At 34.0% G+C, this 20,360-nt stretch carries 19 protein-coding genes; 3 read left to right on the plus strand and 16 right to left on the minus strand.

Annotation, left to right across the window (positions count from 1 at the left end; all coding sequences use genetic code 11):
• Positions 1-160 precede the first annotated feature (160 nt).
• From F5ESL0230_RS07675 to F5ESL0230_RS07720, 11 genes are all read right to left on the minus strand, one after another.
• Positions 161-1,435, minus strand: coding sequence for a carboxylate--amine ligase (locus F5ESL0230_RS07675; RefSeq protein WP_122022273.1), 1,275 nt, complete (start codon positions 1,433-1,435; stop codon positions 161-163).
• A 20-nt stretch (positions 1,436-1,455) separates the two neighbouring features.
• Entirely contained in the window at positions 1,456-3,405 is a 1,950-nt protein-coding gene (asnB, locus tag F5ESL0230_RS07680; RefSeq protein ID WP_122022274.1) for an asparagine synthase (glutamine-hydrolyzing), read from the minus strand.
• Between the two features lie 97 nt (positions 3,406-3,502).
• On the minus strand, positions 3,503-4,900 hold the full coding sequence (locus F5ESL0230_RS07685) for a metallophosphoesterase (protein ID WP_122022275.1): 1,398 nt from the start codon (positions 4,898-4,900) through the stop codon (positions 3,503-3,505).
• A 52-nt stretch (positions 4,901-4,952) separates the two neighbouring features.
• Positions 4,953-5,438: a hypothetical protein gene (locus F5ESL0230_RS07690; RefSeq protein WP_122022276.1), complete on the minus strand. Its 486-nt coding sequence runs from the start codon at positions 5,436-5,438 to the stop codon at positions 4,953-4,955.
• A gap of 255 nt (positions 5,439-5,693) precedes the next feature.
• Positions 5,694-6,506, minus strand: coding sequence for a phosphonate ABC transporter, permease protein PhnE (gene phnE, locus F5ESL0230_RS07695; RefSeq protein ID WP_122022277.1), 813 nt, complete (start codon positions 6,504-6,506; stop codon positions 5,694-5,696).
• On the minus strand, positions 6,506-7,309 hold the full coding sequence (phnE, locus tag F5ESL0230_RS07700) for a phosphonate ABC transporter, permease protein PhnE (RefSeq protein WP_090092583.1): 804 nt from the start codon (positions 7,307-7,309) through the stop codon (positions 6,506-6,508). The genes phnE (F5ESL0230_RS07695) and phnE (F5ESL0230_RS07700) overlap by 1 nt, the downstream gene beginning before the upstream one ends.
• Positions 7,302-8,075 (minus strand): phosphonate ABC transporter ATP-binding protein, encoded by a 774-nt coding sequence (phnC, locus tag F5ESL0230_RS07705; RefSeq protein WP_118896182.1) that lies wholly within the window; start codon positions 8,073-8,075, stop codon positions 7,302-7,304. The genes phnE (F5ESL0230_RS07700) and phnC overlap by 8 nt, the downstream gene beginning before the upstream one ends.
• Before the next feature lie 15 nt (positions 8,076-8,090).
• Positions 8,091-9,026, minus strand: a complete 936-nt coding sequence (gene phnD, locus F5ESL0230_RS07710; protein ID WP_118896183.1) for a phosphate/phosphite/phosphonate ABC transporter substrate-binding protein — start codon at positions 9,024-9,026, stop codon at positions 8,091-8,093.
• Positions 9,027-9,054: 28 nt separating this feature from the next.
• Positions 9,055-9,189 (minus strand): hypothetical protein, encoded by a 135-nt coding sequence (locus F5ESL0230_RS08650; protein ID WP_255409286.1) that lies wholly within the window; start codon positions 9,187-9,189, stop codon positions 9,055-9,057.
• A 109-nt stretch (positions 9,190-9,298) separates the two neighbouring features.
• Positions 9,299-10,225, minus strand: coding sequence for a phosphate/phosphite/phosphonate ABC transporter substrate-binding protein (locus tag F5ESL0230_RS07715; protein ID WP_122022278.1), 927 nt, complete (start codon positions 10,223-10,225; stop codon positions 9,299-9,301).
• 289 nt (positions 10,226-10,514) lie between these two features.
• Positions 10,515-10,988: a universal stress protein gene (locus tag F5ESL0230_RS07720; protein ID WP_199688778.1), complete on the minus strand. Its 474-nt coding sequence runs from the start codon at positions 10,986-10,988 to the stop codon at positions 10,515-10,517.
• A 151-nt stretch (positions 10,989-11,139) separates the two neighbouring features.
• On the opposite strand from F5ESL0230_RS07720, the gene F5ESL0230_RS07725 reads away from it, so the two are divergent.
• Together F5ESL0230_RS07725 and F5ESL0230_RS07730 are read left to right on the plus strand one after the other, a co-directional pair.
• A complete protein-coding gene (locus F5ESL0230_RS07725) occupies positions 11,140-11,940 on the plus strand; it encodes a tyrosine-protein phosphatase (protein WP_122022280.1) in 801 nt (266 codons plus the stop codon).
• A gap of 18 nt (positions 11,941-11,958) precedes the next feature.
• On the plus strand, positions 11,959-12,435 hold the full coding sequence (locus F5ESL0230_RS07730; RefSeq protein WP_122022281.1) for a nucleoside 2-deoxyribosyltransferase: 477 nt from the start codon (positions 11,959-11,961) through the stop codon (positions 12,433-12,435).
• Between the two features lie 54 nt (positions 12,436-12,489).
• Here F5ESL0230_RS07730 and nagA read toward each other — a convergent pair whose 3' ends face one another.
• Complete coding sequence (gene nagA, locus F5ESL0230_RS07735) at positions 12,490-13,644, minus strand: N-acetylglucosamine-6-phosphate deacetylase (RefSeq protein ID WP_122022282.1); 1,155 nt, start codon at positions 13,642-13,644, stop codon at positions 12,490-12,492.
• A gap of 154 nt (positions 13,645-13,798) precedes the next feature.
• Between nagA and F5ESL0230_RS07740 the strand changes: the two genes are divergently transcribed.
• A complete protein-coding gene (locus F5ESL0230_RS07740; protein ID WP_122022283.1) occupies positions 13,799-16,786 on the plus strand; it encodes a TIM-barrel domain-containing protein in 2,988 nt (995 codons plus the stop codon).
• Between the two features lie 70 nt (positions 16,787-16,856).
• Here F5ESL0230_RS07740 and F5ESL0230_RS07745 read toward each other — a convergent pair whose 3' ends face one another.
• From F5ESL0230_RS07745 to F5ESL0230_RS07760, 4 genes are all read right to left on the minus strand, one after another.
• Positions 16,857-17,339, minus strand: a complete 483-nt coding sequence (locus tag F5ESL0230_RS07745; protein WP_122022284.1) for a PTS glucose transporter subunit IIA — start codon at positions 17,337-17,339, stop codon at positions 16,857-16,859.
• A gap of 1 nt (position 17,340) precedes the next feature.
• Positions 17,341-17,697: a hypothetical protein gene (locus F5ESL0230_RS07750; protein WP_143453044.1), complete on the minus strand. Its 357-nt coding sequence runs from the start codon at positions 17,695-17,697 to the stop codon at positions 17,341-17,343.
• 133 nt (positions 17,698-17,830) lie between these two features.
• A complete protein-coding gene (locus F5ESL0230_RS07755; RefSeq protein WP_090092598.1) occupies positions 17,831-18,622 on the minus strand; it encodes a MurR/RpiR family transcriptional regulator in 792 nt (263 codons plus the stop codon).
• 87 nt (positions 18,623-18,709) lie between these two features.
• Positions 18,710-20,344, minus strand: coding sequence for an alpha-glucoside-specific PTS transporter subunit IIBC (locus F5ESL0230_RS07760; protein ID WP_122022286.1), 1,635 nt, complete (start codon positions 20,342-20,344; stop codon positions 18,710-18,712).
• Positions 20,345-20,360: the final 16 nt, after the last annotated feature.

The following is a 20,360-nucleotide window of genomic DNA, read 5'->3' on the forward strand; positions in this document are numbered from 1 at the left end:
CCGTCCTTCCCAATTAGCATTCCATTTACCAGTTTAACAAGAAGCGTGCAAAAAAACACCCCGACTAATAATCTAAATATTATAAAAATCAAGTTATTGCCTTTGAGACATTATAAAATCATTAAAAAGCTCATCTCTTAAGTGAGATGAGCTTTTAAAATTATTGTTTCTTCTGCTGAATAAAGAACTGTCCTTTATTCACTTGATAATACTTTTGATAACGCCCTATATAATTATGGAACATATATTTAAGTAGTAGCCAACGCTTAAAATTACGATCTTTTTCATAAAAAACCGTAGTACCATAACGTCCTTCATGAATTAATTCTTCAGCTAGACGTTTAGCATTATTATTAGTAGCATACTGCTTAAATACTTTTACCGGAATTCCTAACCATAAAGTATGTTGCGACTTAAGTTTATTACCATAAACTGGCTCTTTTTCCTGCAAACTATCGGTAACATAGTCATCAACGTACCATTTAGCCAAATTATAACCATTTAAAGTAACGTAAAAGCTTGATCGACCTTGCCGCAAATTAATTTCGAAAAACTTATACTTACCATCTCGATTATCATATTTAATATCAAAATTAGCCATCCCGACATAATTTAATTTTTCTAAAAATGATTCAACTTGTTCATATAGTTTTTCATCATATTCAGGCAAAATCGCCATATAATTACCAATTGCCTGCGGAGTAGGATCCTCTAGCAATGGGTGACCTAAGCACATCATTTTAACATGATGATTTTTATCAACATAGGCATTTAAAACACGCATATTAGAATCATCACCCGGAATAAAGTCCTGTAAAATTAAATCTGCTTTGTAGCCATTGCTATAAATTTTACTAATAATATCTTTTAATTCAGCTTCATTATGAATTGTAAAAGCTTTTTTACGTCCTTCAAAATGAACATCAAGCCAAGATACGGGATCTTCTGGCTTTAATTCGATTGGATAATCGAATGGAAGCTTTAAATAATTTTCTGCTTGATAATCAGCTACGGTCACAATCTTAGTCTTAGGATAAGGAAGCCCATATTCTTCGGCAATTTGATAAAAGCCCTCTTTTGAAATTAATTTTTTCAACAGATCATAATCAATATAAGGAACAATGAAAGTTGCTTCAAGTTCTTCCTTGTGTTTAGCTAATAGTTCGGCATAGCCATCACCACAAGCAATTAAGATCACCGGCTCTTGATGATCTTGGTAGATTTTCATCTGGTCACGCATAACTTCAATAAAAGTTGGATCTTCACTAAACCCTTGATGTAGTTCAACGCTTACAATTTTGGAGTAACGAGTTGGCGCCAATTGACTATCAGCTAGTGCTTTAACTTTAATACCATATTCTTCATTGAATGAACGAGCCATACCATAAACGTTAATATCACTACCTAGTAGAATTGGTGTAAAATCCTGTTTCATTTTTTAAAATTTGCTCCTAATTAGACTAACTTGCCTTGTTCAATTAAGTTAGCTACTTCCGGTTGTACATGCTGATAGCGGTTGACTGTCTCATCATAATCAACAAAGAACAATTTGTACCAAACAAGGAAAGTATAAATTGTCCAAATTTGTCGCCGATGCGAACCATCACCCTTGTAATTATCATCAAGTAGCTGCAAAATTTTATCCTGTTCAAAAATATCCTGAACAAAAGCTTCACTAAATAGTTCACGTACCTGTTTATAAAAACGAGGTTCTTGCAGCCATTGTTTAATTGGAGTTGGAAAACCTAGTTTAGGACGTTTAGCCCATTCAGCTGGTAATACCTTTTCAGAAGCCTTCCGCAAGGCATACTTAGTATCGTGCTTATTAACAAGATATTCTGTGGGGATTGAATTAGCCCGTTGCGCTATTTTTTTATCCAAATAAGGTACCCTTAATTCCAAAGAGTGCGCCATGGAAATCTTATCAGCCTTCTGCTCAATGTCATTAAGCATAAAATGATGCAAATCAATATACTGCATCTGACGAACATTATCAAGGTCTTTAACCTTTTTAAAGTCTGTTTGATAGATACCATTAACAGTTAATTTATTACGATAAGATGGTTTCAAAATACTATTAGCATCTTGAGAAGTAAATATCGTTGGATAATCCAAATCATAAATAACCGATTGACCAACATAAAATTCACTTGGTTCCGCTAAGTTAGTATAAAGATGAACTTTCCCTGGAAAATTGGGCATTTTTTTAATTTTATGGGCTAACTTAACTTTAGTCTTCTTAGGTAATTTTTTGCATTGATTTGTAAATGCTTTGATCACATTGTTATGTGTGTGCATACCATAATTAACATAACCTGCAAACAGTTCATCTGCACCTTCACCTGATAATGCTACCGTAACATGCTTACGTGCCATCTTACACAAGTACCATAAAGGGATAATGGATGGATTAGCATCAGGCTCATCCATATGATATTGCATCTCAGCAAAGTCATGCATTGCTTCATCAGCATTTACCTTATCTGAGAAAAATTGCCAACCTTTAATATCAGCTAGTGCCTTAGCCTTAGATGATTCATCATAAGTAGCATCATCAAAAGAAATCGAAAAAACATCATCCGGATTTAAAATACTAGTAATATAGCTGGAATCGACTCCCTCTGACAAAAAGGCACCTACTGGAACATCAGCATTATGATAGAGCTCAACTGTTTCACGTAAATCTTCATCAATCTTATTAACAGTTTCTTCAAAGCTTAAATTATTCGCTTTATATTCCGCATCCCAATATTGATGCATCTTCATTTTGCCAGCTTTATACTCAAACCAATGTCCAGCCGGGAAACGATGAATCCCTTTAAAAAAGGTTTCAGCCAAATCATTGTATTGATTCATCAAATATGGCTTAACTGCTTCAGTATTTAAACGCCGTTTAAAACCTGGAAATTGCAAAAAGCTCTTAATTTCGGAGCCCATAAGTAGCTGACCATTGTCATCACTATAATATAATGGTTTAATGCCAAAAAAGTCACGTGCACCATACATTGTTTGTGTATTATCATCCCAAATAATAAAGGCAAACATGCCTCGTATGCGCTTAAGTAACTCAGCCATTCCCCATTCCTCATAGCCATGAAGTAAAACTTCAGTATCAGCCTTAGTAGTAAAGGTATGACCCTTTTCAATCAATTCTTCTCTTAACGGCTTGAAATTATAAATTTCACCATTAAAAACAATTGCCCGCGTCTTATCTTCATTAAAAATCGGTTGACTTCCACCACGCAAATCAATAATTGATAATCGTCTAAAGCCAAGCGCCACTTTATCATTAGTGTAAAGTCCATCTGAGTCTGGACCACGGTGCTTAATTGCTGCCATCATTTTGCCAATTGCAGCTTGTTTATCGTTTATTTCTGGATTATAAAACGCGACAATTCCGCACATAGTTTATCTTCCCTTATTTCAGTAATTTATTTTTTAGTCTAGTCGCTCTATTATATGCTAAAAATCACATATTTACCAAACTACTTGTGAATTTTTACTAAATATAAAAAAATCGTCTCTTACTTGCAGCACCATAGCCAAATACTTGAATTAAGTGTCGATGTAAATCAATATTCACAACATAACCCGCAAATTCTGTTTGATGATCAATCTGTCGTTTCCAATTTTTATTATACTTAGTAGTTAAAACATGGTTAGGACCCATCAAAGCCGAACAATTAAATAAAATATATTGAATACCATTAATTCGATATTGGTCTTCACGGTGCCGATGTCCACAAAAATAGGCGATAATTCGGGCATTTTTGACATTAGTGAAATCAAAATCATTAGCTAAGCGAAATTCCGCAGGAATACCATAGCTAGAATGCATTCGTCCTTTTTCACCTTGATTAAAGGCTACTAATAATTCATGAAGAGAACGTCCATTATATTTCAAAGCATTAGAAGCTTTACGATTAATTGGATTAGCATGGCTCATAAAAATAATATTTTTATTCGAAGACTGCTCCAAAATTTCAATAATTTCTTCAATTTGATCTTCTCTAACACCTAAGGTAATTTTGGCATCATATTTTTTACGGCCTTGCTCATCCAAATAATAGGGTAAGTCTGAAGTATTAACCGCAATAAAGCGAACATTATCTATATCATAGTAACAAACCCCATGCTGGCGCGAAATATAGTTAATCTCATCTTGTGCGTACATCTGCGGCCACATAATATGTTCGAATTCATTTTCTGGAAACGATGCTTTTAAGTCATGATGCTCATCATATTTATCATTTTCATCATGATTTCCTTTAATCATTATATATGGAATGCAGTTTGACTTAAAAGCATCACGTAATTTAATAAGTTCCCTCTCACCTAAAAATCCGGTATCTGACCCATCAATCCAGTCTCCTAGGTGAACTTTTAAATCTAATAAACCTAAATTATCTAAATAGGAAAACTCACTAACATGGGTTAGCCCATTCCAACCATAAAAATCGATACTGTTGGCATCTTTATAATGGGTATCAGTAATCACACTGACATTTACCGAGTTTTCTCCTTGGCGGACATGCTTTTTTACTCGTTCAACAAATTGTTCTAAATATTCTTCAACCACGTAGCGGCGACCGGTATTCCGATTAGCAAAGGCACGATAGCAGCCTAATTCTTGATTAAAATCACGGACATATTCCGGTTCTAACTTAGTTGTACTTTCTAAACTAAGTGCTTGATGTAAAACACCTTCATCATCTTTATAAACCGTTAATTTATATGGCTGATTATGCGGCGTATATTGTTCCTCATCAACCCGGTATTCTCCTACGGTTAAGTAATCCTGCATCGGATCAAGTGAGACATTTTTATTTTGCGATAGTTTCTGCTCTCTTACACTACTAATCCGATTAACTAATCCTTTAGCATATCTAAAAAATTCCATTATTCTGCCTCAAGCTAAAGAAAAAGCTGGGCATTAGCCACAGCCTTCATTTTTATTTATTATTTGCCAATGCGTATGCTGCTAACCCAATTGACAAAACTGCATCTTTAGACAATACTGTTTGTAATTCTTGAGCTGCTACTGCTTGAACGGCACCAATTACCTTCAAACTATAGCTAACAACATGAAAATCGACTACATTATTATAAAAATCATCTTCGAAAGGATTTTCATGATTATAAGTCAGATTAATCTCATGTTGATCCACAAAACCATCTACATGATTAGTTAAGATGCGATCATGCAGGTCAGTCAAGTTTGCTGATAAATTAATCAAAGTTAATTTATGATCACTCTCGGTTTCATAATACTGTTCTTGTGTCATTGCAAAGTATTCTTTGACTGGCTTATGCAGTACTTGCAAGCTGTCAATTACACGATAAACAGCCTCGGCATCAAAATCTATTTCTTGGTTTAAAATACTTTCTTGGTTCATGGCCAAATCATCGGCCAAAGTCACTATAGCTAACTTTTCCATGATATCCTCCTAAAGTTCATTCTATATTATACCAAAAAAACTACTATTGCACTTTTTCGAAATAAATTTTTACTCTGTTAACAAAGAATTAATAATTAGAATAATGTTTTTAATTAAAACGGACTACAATTTGTTTATTTTTATCTAAAAATATAAATTTTATTAATTTCATCGACAGCACAGCAAAAACTAACGGTAAATATGACATCCCGATAATAAAAAAAGTAATGCAGCTTTACCTGCACTACTTTTTATTTATACTAATTTTTTACGAATCCAACCAGAAATTGCATCAATAACAATTACCATGACAATAATACCGAGTAAAATAATTCCCACTCGATTCCATTGCCGATACTGTAAAGCAATTATTAAAGGATAGCCAATACCACCAGCGCCAACAAGACCAAGAATTGAAGCTGATCTAATTGAAACATCAAACCGGTATAAGGTATTAGAAATCAGGGCAGGCATTAAGTTAGGTAGGATTGAAAACATGATTATATTCATTTTTGATCCACCAGCCGCAGTTACCGCCTCATTGGGACCATCATCTAAATTTTCAATTGCTTCTGAAAACAATTTAGCTAACATTCCCACCGAGTGAAAACCTAAGGCTAAAACACCAGCTGCTGAACCGGGGCCAACCGCTTTAATAAACATTAAAGCCAAAACTATTTCAGGGAATGACCGAATAATTGCTAAAACAATCTTACCTAAACGTGATATGTACCATTTTTTATGCTTTGTATGTGCTGCCCAAAAAGCAAATGGTAAGGAAATAATTGCTGAGATAAAGGTCCCTAAGAATGCAATACAAACAGTTTCCCATAATTGAGAAACTAAATCTTCACCGGTTCCATTATAAATGTAGGACCAATCAGGATTAAAAATACCTGTAAATATTGCACCAGCAATTTGGCCAGCAGTTTCCTTAATACCACCAAAATCAATCCCTGTACAAGACCAAATAATTAAGAAAACTGTAATTATTGCTATAGCCCAATGTAAGATGCGTTTTTTCCATTCAATTGGCTTAGGAGGCAATTTTTTCATAGTAGTATCCATTAGTTCATCAACGCCTCCCGTGATTTAGATGAAATGTAATCAATTAGTACCACAACCAAAATAATTACAATAATAATTGTCCCGGTTTTTGCATAGTCAAAGACTTGAAGTGTTTGTTGCAAATACAAACCAATCCCACCAGCACCGATATAACCAAGGACTGTTGAAGCCCGCACATTGATTTCAAAGGCATATAGGCAATATGAAATGAAGTAAGTGATAACTTGAGGTAAAACTGCAAAAACAATAATTTGCAATTTATTAGCACCTACAGCAGTTAAGGCTTCAATGGGACCTGGGTCAATTGTTTCAATGGCTTCATAAAATAATTTAACCACTATTCCAAACGTACAAATCGCCAATGCCAAGATACCTGCTACCGGACCAATACCCACAATTGCCACAAAAATTGCTCCCAGGAGTAAGTCAGGTATCGTTCTAATAATATTCATAATTACCCTTAGAATACCAGTTACTGTTTTATTCTTAACAATATTACGTGCAATTAATAATGCATAGATAAAGGCTAAGACTGAACCAATTACAGTTCCCAAAACAGCCATCTTAATCGTCTCCAGCAGAAGCGGAATCACTGCGCCAAGATATGCCCAATTCGGATGAAGCATTTGTAAGAAAATATCAGCAAATTGCCCAAAGTTACTAAAAAAAGCACCTAAACTTGTTTTAGTAACACCAGTTGAAATAAACAAACCGCCAATAAAAATAATCACCCAAATTAAGTTCCAGAATTTGAATTTTTTCTTAGGCAATGTCATTAATTTTTCTGGATCAGTGCTATTCATCTTTTTCACCACCACTGTATATTTGGTCAAAGGTGGACTCTGGCGTTTCACTCATTTTGCCATCATAAATGATTTCACCAGCACGTACGCCGATTACTCGCTTACCAAATTCTTTCGCCAATTGCACGCTATGTAAATTAATAATAACTGTCATACCATGCTTTTCATTGAGCATCTTTAAATCTTGCATTACCCGCCGTGAAGTTTGGGGATCAAGTGACGCTGTAGGCTCATCAGCTAAAATAATATCAGGATTCTGAGTTAAAACCCGAGCAATGGCTACACGTTGCTGCTGACCTCCTGAAAGTTCATCAGCTCGGCTATATACTTTATCAGCCAAATCAACCTGTTGCAGAGCATCATATGCCCTTTGTTTATCCTCTTTAGTAAATAGATTTAGGGTACTCTTCCAAGTTGGATAATATGCTACCCGCCCAGTTAAAACATTACGTAAGACACTCGAGCGCTTAACTAAATTAAAGCTTTGAAAAATCATTCCAATATTACGGCGCAACATTCTAAGCTCTTTACCTTTAGCCTTAGTAATTGATTCACCGGCAATTAAAATATCACCGGCACTAATGTCGATTAAGCGGTTGATTGAACGCAGCAAAGTTGATTTTCCTGCACCAGATAAGCCAACAATAACGACAAATTCACCCTTATTAATAGTTAAATTGATATCTTTTAAACCAACAATATCTTTACCATAAATTTTATTTACATTTTTTAATTCAATTATTGGTTTAACTGCAGAATCTGCCATTATATACTTCCTTTTTTATTTTTTAGTTGATTCGATAATCTCTTCATATTTACGAACTGTATTAAAATCGCTGTCTTTACTATTGACATACCCTTCGTGCGTATAAATACTTTCGATAATCTTCTTACCTTTCTTTGATTTACCAATATCAATAAAGGCATTAGCTAACTTTTTCCGAAATGCTTTAGGCATACTTGGAACAACCGAAATTGTGTCATTAGGAATTGGCTTGGTAAAGTAAATTGGCACAACTTGTTTCATAATATTAGGATTATCATCTTTAACGATTGTCCGTGCATCTTCGAAAACAAAAGCTGCATCCGTATCACCGTTTAAAACATTTAAAACAGATTGATCTTGACCTGTAACAGTTACTAATTTGCAACTCTTTCTTACATCGAGCCCTTTTTCCTTTAATTCAGCAATTGGGTATACGTAACCAGCTGAAGAGGTCGGACTTTGAATTGAAATTGATTTCCCTTTTAAATCTTTCCAAGTTTTAATCTTAGAACCCTTTTTAACTAAAATTTCTGCACGATAATAGTTAACTAACTCTTTAGTTGGCCGACCATCAGGTTGCTTAACGCCATATCTTTGAGCTTGCAGTAGAACATCTGCTGCCTTTTGCTTATGTGCTAAAACATATCCATTTGGTGGTAAAAAGCCCACATCAACTTTTTTAGACTTCATTGCTTCAACTACCGTGTTATAGTCCGTTGACATTGAAACATGGACTGGAATGCCTAAGCGGTCAGATAGCATTTTTTCTAGCGGCTTGGCCCTTGATTCTAGTTTAGTTGCCGCTTGACTTGGTACAAACTGAACATTTAAAGATTTAGGTGCAGCATTATCTGTACTCTTACTTTTACTTGAGTTACCTGAACAAGCAGTCGCCATCACAGCTACCAGCATCACCGCAAAACCAGCAAGTATTTTTTTAAATTTATTCATCATGCCCTCCCAGACATAAAAAAAGACTTTAGCTAAGAACACAAACGTGAATCATACTAAGTCTTTTACCAACAATATTATTTAAAAAGCGAACAATAACATCATTTTTAAAGAAACAAAAAAGCTTAACTGCAAAATCTCTAATGGATACTTCATTTTGCATCAGCCTTTGCCCCCTTCTCGATGCTTCGGTAATTATTCTATCAAATGATAACAGAAATACTTTATTTAGCAAAGTAAAATATATAAAAATAGCTCATATAAATTAAAAATTATTTTTTGATTGTGTCCATAATTTTATTATATTGTCTAATGGTATCATAGTCACTATCTTTAGCGTAAACATAGCCTTCATGACTATAGACGCTCTCTATAATTTTCTTACCTGCTTTAGACTTACCAATAGCAATAAACGCTTTAGCTAATTTTTTCCGGAAATTTTTAGGCATACTGGAAATAACTGAAATCGTATCGTTGGGAATTGGTTTGGTGAAGTAAATAGGCACAACTTTAGTCATAATATCAGGTTCATCATGTTTAACAATATTGCGCGCATCCTCAAAAACGAATGCCGCATCCGTATCACCATTTAAAACATTCAATACCCCTTGGTCAGCGCCTTTAACAGAAACAACTTTACAGCTCTTAGTGATATCTAACCCCTTTTGTTTTAATTCAGCGACGGGGAAAACATAACCTGAGTCTGAGGTAATGTCCTGAACAGAAATTGATTTACCTTTAAGATCTTTCCAGGTTTTAATAGCAGAATCTTTTTTAACTAAAATTTCACCACGATAAAAGTTGACTAACTTTTTAGTTGTCACTCCACCGGGTTGCTTTATACCATAGCGAACTGCTTGTAAGAGCAAATCAGCTGCTTTTTGCTTATGTGCCATGATATAAGCATCAGAAGGCAAAAAACCCACATCAACTTTCTTAGACTTCATTGCCTCAACTAGCCCGCTGTAATCAGTTGACATTGAAACATGGACTGGAATACCTAACCGCTTAGAAAGTAGTTTTTCCATTGGCTTTGCCCGCGCTTCTAATTTATTAGCAGCAGAACTAGGAACAAATTGGACATTAAGTGACTTGGGTTCATTACTACTTGAAGACGTCTTTTTATTTGCACACGCCGTTAAACTAACTGCAAATAATAAGGCCATCATCGTTACAAGAAATTGTTTGACTTTTTTCATTTCTATAATACTCCTATATTCCATGTACAAACTGAAACTTTTTGATTAAAATAGCAAATTCAGTTAATCAATTTCAGTTAAATTACGTTCAATACATTTAAATATTATCATTAATATTCGCAAATTTATAGGATAATATTATTAATTTTTTTCTGTACGTTTACGCTATCGCTAAATACGAACATTTAGTTTATGATTTTCGTAAATAAAAAACATACGATTTACTCGTATGTTCCAATTAATTATTGTTTTTATTTTGCTTTAACTATAGTTCGGATTGCTCTTTAAATTACTTAATTGGCTTATTGTTAATATCTGTTCTAACAATTAAGACATCTGCTAATGCATGTTGATTGACGTATTCAGTTACTGAGCCCATCAACATTCTTTCAACAGCGTTTAAACCAGTTGAACTCATAATAATTAAATCGTCATGATGATCTTGAATAAAGTCATAAGAAATAATGGCCTTGGGACTACCATAACGAATGTGATAATCAAGATTGTCAAAACCAAGGCTATCATGAGCCCAATCTTTTAAACTTTTTAAATATTTTTCTGCATCTTGAGTCATTTGATAAATAGTATCACCTGTAATTACAGTATCTTGGATTTCGCCCAAAAATTGTCTAGTATCAATTACATTTAACAGATCAAGATGAGCATCTTCAGTCATTGCTATTTTTACTGCCTTGTCAAAAGCACGTTCGGCTGCTTCAGAACCATCAACCGGCACTAAAATCTGTTCTTTTTTCATAGTCATAATTCACCCTTTATAATGTACAATCGTTAATTTCCTATATTTTAACATATTTTGGGCTTAGCAATTTTTTTGGAATTTCTTAGAATTGTTTGTACTTTAGTTTATTGCTAAAATGATATTGGAACTCAAAGTGTAAAAGGTGGAGAATTTAATGACTAAAAATTTAACAAATCAACTTATCCCAATCAAGAATGGCCGTAATTTTCGCGAACTTGGCGGCTATAAAACCATAGATGGTAAAACCATCAAAAAGCATAAACTACTTAGAACAGCTAATTGGGCGACACTAGATAAGGCTGACCTTCAATTTCTACAAGATTATGGTGCTAAATATATCGTTGATTTTAGAAGTAAAGACGAAGTAAACCAAGAACCTGATCGTGTTCCTGAAGGGGTAACATACAAGTTCGACCCGGTTTTCAGTGAAGATTTAACTAACTCTTCTAAGGGAATTGATGAAATTATTAGTCAAGAAAATGATGATCCTAAAGCCGGCTTTAACCACATGTTTATTGCCTACGATGATATGATTAAAAGTGAATCAGCTCAAAAGGCATATCGTAAGTTTTTTGACATCTTATTGGCTAACACAGAATCCGATAAAAGTGTACTATTTCACTGTACTGCTGGTAAAGACCGGACTGGCTTAGCGGCAATTTTAATTTTATCTGCTTTGAATGTGCCGCTTGAAACCATTAGAGCAGACTATTTATTTACCAACACTGCCACTGAAGATTTCGTTAATAACTTTTTGCAAAAGGCCAAAGACAAGGGTGCCAATGATGTAGCAATTAGTAATTTAAAAGACTTACAAACTGTTTGCCCAGAGTATTTTGATTACGTTATCAATACTATAAATAAAAATTATGGTAGTCTAGAAAACTATTTGCATGATATTATGAGACTAACTGATGATAAAATTGCTCAATTACGCAAAATTTATCTAGATTAAAATGATAAGGAGAGAAAAATGGGTAAAACAAAGACTGTTTATTTTGGCGCAGGCTGGTTTAACGAAAAACAAAATAAGGCATATCAAGAAGCAATGTCAGCTTTAGCACAAAATCCAACAATTGACCTTGAAAACAGTTATGTTCCATTAGACCACCAATATAAAGGTATTAACGTGGCAGAGCATCCCGAATACTTACATGATCGAGAATGGGCAAATGCTACTTATCGGGGTGACTTAACTGGTATTAAAGCAAATGACGTCATGATTGGCGTTTATCTTCCTGATGAAGAAGATGTAGGCCTGGGCATGGAACTGGGCTATGCGATGTCCCAAGGTAAGTATATTGTTTTAGTAATTCCTGATGAAGATTTTGGCAAATCAATTAACTTGATGAGCTGGGGGGTGTGTGATAATGCCATCAAAATTAGCGAGTTAAAAAATTTTGATTTTAACAAACCAACTTTCAATTTTTATGATGGTGGTGTCTACTAAACTAAAACAAAAACCGTTTCACAAGATGTGAAGCGGTTTTTTTATGTCTCAATTTTAAGCCTGATACCGTGACTCTCCTTCTAAGTAAGTTTCACTCAAAGTCATATCTTGATTTAATACTAAAAAATCAGCCGCCTTGTCAGGAGCAATTGAACCACACTTATCTAAAACATGGGCACTTTTAGCAGGTACATAAGCAGCCATCATTACTGCTTCTTCTGGTGTGGCCACATTCCAATCAACAACATTCTTTAAAGCAGTATTAAGTTGCAAAATACTACCAGCTAGGTTATCACCTGTTTTAAGGCGGGCCATCCCAGCTTTAACATAAACTGGTAATTCGCCAAGCATATAATCTCCATCTGGCATCATTCCAGCTTCCATACAATCTGTTATCAAACAAATGTGTTCTGGTCCCTTAGCCTTAATCAAGGCACGGACCATTTCCTTATTCACATGGTGCCCATCACAGATTAATTCGGCAGTTACATTATTTAAGGCCATTGCTGCATTAGAAATGGAAGTATCATGATGAGCCGGATCAGGCATGCCATTAAAAGTATGAGTAAACATTGAAGCCCCTGCCTCAATACCAGCCTTGGCTTGGGTATAATCGGCACTAGAGTGTCCTAAAGCAACAACTACTCCTTCTTTAACAACTGCCCGAATAAATTCTTTGGCACCCTTTCTTTCTGGTGCAAGTGAAATTTTATTTAGTAAGCCTTGCGAATCCTCACGCCACTGCTTAAATTGATCAATATCCGGATCAAGCAAATACTTAGGATTCTCTGCCCCAGCATGCTCGGCAGTAAAATATGGTCCTTCAAAATGGAGCCCTTGAATTTTAGCACCAGTTTCTTCACCTTTATGCTCACCAAACATTCGGCAAATTTCAGTTAAAGTTGTTGCGCTAGCAGTATATGTGGTCGGCAACCAACTAGTTACACCTGATTGTAAAAAACCTTCTGACAGCCGATTAACCCCGGCCCAGTCGCTACGCATTATATCTTCATTAAGAGAGCCATGAACATGTGTGTCAACTAAACCTGGAGCAATCCACTTGCCACTGTAGTCAATAATTTTACCTTGAGGTTTTTCATTTTCAGAATAGTAAAAGCCAAATTTACCATTATCTTGAATTTCTAAATAACCACCATCTTCAGTTACATTTTCAAGAAAAAATTTATCTGCATGGATATAATAAGTCATTATTTTACCTTTCTTTACAAAATTCAGCTTAATATTTTCATCTTCATTTTAGCTTAATAAATTTACCTTTACCAGTTCAATCACAAATACTACAGAAAGTTTCTATTTTTTAGTTATAATAGTAGTAAGAATAGTTAACAGGAAAGCAATAATTATGATACAAAAAACAAGCAAACATCAATTAGGAGCGTTAACTGGTGCTAACAGATGTGAAAACTTTTACGAATTACACTTTGCTACCGGAGAAGTAGCACATTTTTACATTTTAGCAGATGGTATTTTTCGCTTTTTACTTGATCCAGAACAAAACTTCAATGAAAACCGTACAACTTATATTCAATTAAATAATTTTGACGAAAGTGCATTTAAACTTTCACGTGTCCATGCAACCAACGATTCATTAATTATTCATGCAGGTAATTATCAAATTATTTTTGGGCAAAATCCTGTATTAATGAGCATCTTTGATGAAAAACTACATCGCATTCGTATGGCCCAGGCCAAACCACTAGAACTATCAAATGAAGCTACAAGTGAAGCTCTCATTCAGAAAAAAAATGAATTTTATTTTGGTGGCGGCTTACAAAATGGCTATTTTAGTCATAAAGGACGCAAAATTATGATTAAGCATGATCAAATTACTGGAAAAGGCGGCATTCCGCTACAGGTACCATTTTTTTGGTCAAATGCTGGTTACGGTGAGATCCGTAATACTGCCCAAGAAGGTATATATGATTTTGGACAGCAAAATCCCGAACTAACATTGATCAAACATCAAGACGTGATTTTTGATAGTTTTTATATAATGGGCGAAACACCCCACTCTATCTTAAAAAAATACTATTCTTTAACTGGCCAACCCCAGCTATTGCCTAAATATGCGTTGGGCTTGGGACATATTGGCAATTTTATTACCACTCTTTGGCAACCAAGTCAGGCCAAGGAACGCAATGCCAGTCGTTTTGACAATAGTTATTATACTCGTACTAATGACCCCACTGTTGCTTCTGGTAAAGCTTCGCTTAATGGTGAGGAAGACTATCAATTTTCTGCTCGTGGTCTTATTGATCGTTATAAAGCAATGAACTTCAACTTAGCCTGGCTTATCCCCAACCATGGTGTATCAGCTGTTGATTACCAAAGATTTAATTTTTTCAATGATTATGCTATCGACCAAGGAGTTCAACCAGGATTTTGGTATGAGGGCCAGCCTACTTTACCATCTAAAAGTAGCTTTAGCTATGCACGTAATGAAACTGCAATCGGTACCGACCAGGAGCAATTGCAAAGTATTTTACAACCTAAACGTCCATTAATACTGCGGGATGGCGGTTTTATGGGGATGCAAAATAAAGCAGCCTTAATTTTTGGTGATGTTGGTGGAAATTGGGAAAACATCACCACCCAAGTTGCGGGAATGATTGGAGCCAATTTATCAGGTCAACCTTTAGTAGGAGCAGCAATTGACGGTGCTCAAGGTGGCGGAAATGCTCAAATTTATGTTCGTGATTTTCAATGGAAAACCTTTACGCCCTTCTTATTTAATATCGATGATCAAAGTAATTATAGTAAAACACCATTTTCCTATAATAATAAAATAACCAATATAAATCGTGCATATCTAGCATTACATCAACAGTTACAAAGCTATTTATACACGCTAAATGCTCAAGCTCGAACTGGAAATCCTATTATGCAACCATTATTTATGGCATTTCCTGACGAACGAATAAATTATACTGAGCAATTCAACAGCGAATTTATGTTAGGTAATAATTTTTTAATTGCGCCTATCACAAACGGACGCGAAGATGCTAATTGCGATTCACGTAAAGATAATTTATATTTACCCGGCAAACATATAATGTGGATTGATCTACTTACTGGAAAAAAATATGCTGGTAACCGCGTCTATAATAACCTGTCATTTCCCCTATGGCATTTGCCAGTATTTGTGCGTGGGGGGAGTATTTTTGACTTTGGTCACCGTAATTTCTTCTTTTATCCCCAAGGAGAAAGCGAAACTGTCATTTATAATGATGATGATTTAACTGCTTTTAGCGAGCATCATTACGAAACACATATTAAAAGCATAGTTAAAGGTGAAAAGCTGACCATTACAATTGATCCAATTAAAGGCGACTACTCCGCACTAAAAACTGACCAAGAAACCCAATTAACCATAATGTGTGATTCGTATTCTGATCAAGTTACAGTAAAGATCAATGATCAAGTTATACAAATACAGCAATACGGTACAATTGATGCCTTTAATCATGCACGCGAAGGAATCTTTTATAATACTAATTATGCCTTACCAGAATTTGCTCCATATCTGCAACAAGGACAAACTGCTTTTCAAATTAAACTAGCAAATCGGAATATAACCGATGCCAAAATTGAAATTACCATTAATAATTTTTCTTATAATAGCAAAGTCATGGTACCTGCTGTTACTAATGGGCTTCTCCCATCTCCCAAATTACCGTCAGTTGATTCAAATAAAATTTCAGCCCATTCATTTGAACTTACTTGGTCTCGCCCTGGCAATGTTGAAGTTGAAATTAATCATCTTATTTATGAAGGAATTTCCGGTAAAAGTTTCACTTTTCATGAATTGACCCCCAATAATCGTTATATTATCCGTATGCGCTATGTAGCTGGAAATAAGGTATCCGAGTGGTCTGATCTTTTTGGAGTAATTACTAAACACGAAGCAATCGAAAACGCAATTGCTGATATTCTAGTCACTAGCAATTGTGAAAGTAACTCTCATCACCCACTAACTTACTTAACTGATTTAAAATTAGCTAGCGAATGGCAGACTAACCAAATTAGCGTGCAGGATAACCCACTCAAATTAACTTTCACTTTTGATAAAGTAGAAAATTTGAGCCGGATGGTTTTTGTGCCACGCAATATTGATCACAAAGCAAATCCAGTTGATGTTTCCATTTTAGTATCACCAGATGGCAAGAACTTCACCAGTTACATCGATCATTTACAATGGAAAGCAGATAGCAAAAATAAAGTAGTAGGCTTACGTGACGTAACTGCTAAAGCAATAAAACTTGTTATTTATCAATCATCTGGTTCACTAGTTGCTGCACGTGAAATTTTCTTTTATCGCGCTAAAAAATAAATTATTTACATTTAAATAATCAAAAACTGCAAAATATTAATAATATTTTGCAGTTTTTGATTATGATTTTTTAATTATTAAATTCTATTACTTGAATTTCTTGGCCATGTTTCACTGCGCCTGCGTCAACTTCTGAAACAGAATTAATAATGTCCATATTGGTGTAGACAACTATTATAGTGCTATCGTATTGCTTGGTCTTGATCATCTCTAAATCCATCTTCACTAAAAGATCACCTTTTTTAACTAGATTACCTTCATGGACAAATACTTCAAATGGTTCGCCTGCCAAAGCAACAGTCTCTAGTCCTAAATGAATTAAGATTTCTAAACCGTTTGCTACCGTAATACCTATAGCATGCATAGTTGGAAAAATAGTTGTAATAGTCCCTGCAACTGGAGAATATATTTTTCCGTTGTTAGGCTTAATAGCATATCCATCACCTAACATTTTGGTTGAAAAAGCATCATCTTCTACAGCTGTAATTGGAATTAAATCCCCATCACAAACCGCCTCAACAATAAATTTATTTTTTTTAAATAAGTTAAACATTTTAATACCTACTATTTTTTATATCTAAGCAAATAAATAGCACGAAACAAAGGCTAAAAGCTATTAAACAAATTACCGATATATTTTTAATAAGTTTATTCTCTGCTTGATATTTCTCTTTGAAACTACTTATGCGTAACAGACCAAAAATCGCTAAAATCAAACATAAAATATTGCCAACCATTAATTGACTAACAGCTTGACATAACATGAAAAAATGATAGTTTTTAGGATTTGCTATAAGTTCATCTTTTTTCAACCATAAATAATAGCCTAATAAAAAATCTGTAATTGCGATAATTATTTCAATACTAATAATTGGAAATTTAGCTAAAATCACTGGCATATTCTGTTTCATAATAGTTAATTCAAAGAATAAGAAACTTCCGAAACATAGTGGTATTAAAAGTAATGCATCGATATACAAAGTTAAGATTCTTTTTGCATTTAAATTGCTTTTATTTAAAAATATTAAAATATAATTATTTATATTAGATATCATTATTTTCACTTTTTCTATTTTGCCAGATACCAAAATTATTAACTAATAAGTCAATTAATAAATATGCGAGTATAAATGATACATTATTATCTGTACTAAAATTAACAGTTGGATAATAAAAATTATAATTAGCAAGCGAAGCTAATTTATTTTTCTTCAAGTCCGTAAATGACACATAACGCAATTTATTATTAACTAACTCGAATTTCCCTAATTCATCATTTATTTCTTTATTATCACCTGTATAAGAAATAATAAAAAGCATATCACCCTTTTTAGCTATCTTACCTACTCCTTGTAATTCACTCACAGCAGCAGGTAAAACAATGGAAGAAATCCCAAAAATTAATAATTCATGCGAAAGAAAATTTGATAGCATTTGTTGAATCCAACCAGTTGAATATATATATATGTTTTTAGCATTACTCAAATCTGTATAAAAATTTTTTAGGTCAAGCGATTGAAAATATTTCAATAAATTTGCCGTTTCTTTTGTTAAATCTGGACCAAAATTATTCGATATATCTATATTGCTCAATTTTTGTTTATTTTCTATATAAACCTCATTTAGATAAAACTTTAGTTCACTATATCCACTTAATCCTAAATGTTTGCATAATCGAAAAATAGCGGATTTCGAAACAAATAATTTTTCTGCAAGTTCCGAAAGACTTAATGTTTTACATATTTTGGCATTATCTAGAACAAATTGAATTATTCTAATTTCGGAATCATTTAATTTGCTACTATTTTGATAAACTAAAGATTTTAATATTGACATTAGTAAATATACGCTCCATATAAAGTAGTTACTTACATTTTATAACTTGCTTTTTATTTATTAAAGCGCTCTATTGCATTAAATATGCTAATTGTGACTACTATTGTCTTGATTTTTCTTTCGCAATTCTTGCATCGCTTCAAGTACTTGAGCAACATCAAGACCAACAATAACTTGAATTGCCTTACCATGATGAACTACACTGATTGCTTTGGCAGCCTTAAACTGAGCATCAGTTCCTAATTTTTCTGGATCCTTAACGGAAACTCTTAACCTAGTTGCACATGAACTCAACTCTTTAATATTTTCATCCCCACCAAGTAAGTCAAGAAATGCTATTGCTCTATCAATGTAAGGATTACTCTCTGTTTTATTATTATCAAAATTTTGTGATTGTAAATTTTTTCTATTTTGATATTCCTTCTTATTTAGTAGTTGAACTTCTTGATCATCATCTTCACGACCAGGAGTAATATAATTAAATTTTTTAATCATGAATTTGAAAATAAAGAAAGTAATAATTGCAAAAATAATACCAACTATAAATTGAATTAAAAATGTTTGCCAGTGATGGTTCCATAAGGGAATCCAATTTTCAGCAGCCATATCAATTGCACCGCCAGAAAAATTACCAACAACTCCCAAACTAAACATTACTGTATTCATAGTTGCAGCAATAATTGAGTAAATTATCCATAATATTGGAGCTGCAAATAAATAAGTAAAATCAATTGGCTCAGTAATTCCAGCAAAAAATGATGTCAAAGCAGCAGGAATAAGTAATGCTGAGGTTTGTTTTTTCTTACTCTTCTTTGCTGTTGCATAAAACGCTAAACAAATGATTGGAGCAAGAAAAACTTTTTCATTGCCATACAATTGGAAACCCATTGCTGGTGCTAATTGTTTCAAAGGATGAGTACTTAAAGCAAATTGTGATAAATGTTGTAACCAGTATGGTTGCAGTCCACCAGCAACCACTGCCGGACCGTATTGAAATGGAATATACACCAAGTGATGTAGTCCGGTTGGAATTAAAACTCTATTTAAAAAATTGTAAATCCATACTCCAATAACGCCACTCTTCACAATAAATTGCTGTATTCCACCAATTCCTAACTGAACCTTAGGCCAACCCCAACAGGTTAATACGGCTACTGGTATCATGATAAAAAAGCCTAAAATATAAACATATGTCGATCCTTGAAATGTCCCTAACCACTCAGGTAATTTTTTATCAAAATAACGATTGTGAAGCCATATTACAATTCCCGCAACAATTAAAGCTCCAATTATACTGGTATCCAATGTTTTAATTCCCGCTATTTCAGTTAATCCATAATTAGTTGAATTTTCAACAAGTTGAACTTTAGCAAAATTAGGAATACCAAAATTTTTACCCCAGTGAGTTAAAATTGCGCCAATAAAATAATTATAGGTCATGTAAGTGATTACAGATTCCATTGCCGCTCTGCCTTTTGACTTGTTAGCCAGCCCAATTGGGAGTCCAACAACAAAAAGTAGTGCTTCTTGCTTAAAAACTGTCCAGCCGCCTGCTGAAATTGTATCCCAAATAGAATTCCAAGTAGTTCCAGGATTAGCTAGTGATCCTAAGACTTGTTGATTTGTAAATAAACTACCTAGCGCAACAACAATTCCTGCAAAAGAGAATAGAAGCACAGGTACAAACATTGCGGCACCAAATTTTTGAAACTTTTGCATCATAAGTAACTATCCTCCC

Origin of the sequence: Lactobacillus sp. ESL0230 (genome assembly GCF_003692805.1) — a bacterium.
Lineage (GTDB): Bacteria > Bacillota > Bacilli > Lactobacillales > Lactobacillaceae > Lactobacillus > Lactobacillus bombicola.

Excerpts from the sequence above, each read along its gene's own strand:
- phnE (WP_122022277.1), bottom strand. The coding sequence starts at position 6,506 with ATGGATACTACTATGAAAAAATTGCCTCCTAAGCCAATTGAATGGAAA.
- F5ESL0230_RS07720 (WP_199688778.1), bottom strand. The coding sequence starts at position 10,988 with ATGACTATGAAAAAAGAACAGATTTTAGTGCCGGTTGATGGTTCTGAA.
- F5ESL0230_RS07745 (WP_122022284.1), bottom strand. The coding sequence starts at position 17,339 with ATGTTTAACTTATTTAAAAAAAATAAATTTATTGTTGAGGCGGTTTGT.
- F5ESL0230_RS07725 (WP_122022280.1), top strand. The coding sequence starts at position 11,140 with ATGACTAAAAATTTAACAAATCAACTTATCCCAATCAAGAATGGCCGT.
- F5ESL0230_RS07690 (WP_122022276.1), bottom strand. The coding sequence starts at position 5,438 with ATGGAAAAGTTAGCTATAGTGACTTTGGCCGATGATTTGGCCATGAAC.
- asnB (WP_122022274.1), bottom strand. The coding sequence starts at position 3,405 with ATGTGCGGAATTGTCGCGTTTTATAATCCAGAAATAAACGATAAACAA.
- F5ESL0230_RS07740 (WP_122022283.1), top strand. The coding sequence starts at position 13,799 with ATGATACAAAAAACAAGCAAACATCAATTAGGAGCGTTAACTGGTGCT.
- nagA (WP_122022282.1), bottom strand. The coding sequence starts at position 13,644 with ATGACTTATTATATCCATGCAGATAAATTTTTTCTTGAAAATGTAACT.
- phnD (WP_118896183.1), bottom strand. The coding sequence starts at position 9,026 with ATGAATAAATTTAAAAAAATACTTGCTGGTTTTGCGGTGATGCTGGTA.
- F5ESL0230_RS07760 (WP_122022286.1), bottom strand. The coding sequence starts at position 20,344 with ATGATGCAAAAGTTTCAAAAATTTGGTGCCGCAATGTTTGTACCTGTG.
- F5ESL0230_RS08650 (WP_255409286.1), bottom strand. The coding sequence starts at position 9,189 with ATGCAAAATGAAGTATCCATTAGAGATTTTGCAGTTAAGCTTTTTTGT.
- phnE (WP_090092583.1), bottom strand. The coding sequence starts at position 7,309 with ATGAATAGCACTGATCCAGAAAAATTAATGACATTGCCTAAGAAAAAA.
- F5ESL0230_RS07750 (WP_143453044.1), bottom strand. The coding sequence starts at position 17,697 with ATGAAACAGAATATGCCAGTGATTTTAGCTAAATTTCCAATTATTAGT.
- F5ESL0230_RS07755 (WP_090092598.1), bottom strand. The coding sequence starts at position 18,622 with ATGTCAATATTAAAATCTTTAGTTTATCAAAATAGTAGCAAATTAAAT.
- phnC (WP_118896182.1), bottom strand. The coding sequence starts at position 8,075 with ATGGCAGATTCTGCAGTTAAACCAATAATTGAATTAAAAAATGTAAAT.
- F5ESL0230_RS07715 (WP_122022278.1), bottom strand. The coding sequence starts at position 10,225 with ATGAAAAAAGTCAAACAATTTCTTGTAACGATGATGGCCTTATTATTT.
- F5ESL0230_RS07730 (WP_122022281.1), top strand. The coding sequence starts at position 11,959 with ATGGGTAAAACAAAGACTGTTTATTTTGGCGCAGGCTGGTTTAACGAA.
- F5ESL0230_RS07685 (WP_122022275.1), bottom strand. The coding sequence starts at position 4,900 with ATGGAATTTTTTAGATATGCTAAAGGATTAGTTAATCGGATTAGTAGT.
- F5ESL0230_RS07675 (WP_122022273.1), bottom strand. The coding sequence starts at position 1,435 with ATGAAACAGGATTTTACACCAATTCTACTAGGTAGTGATATTAACGTT.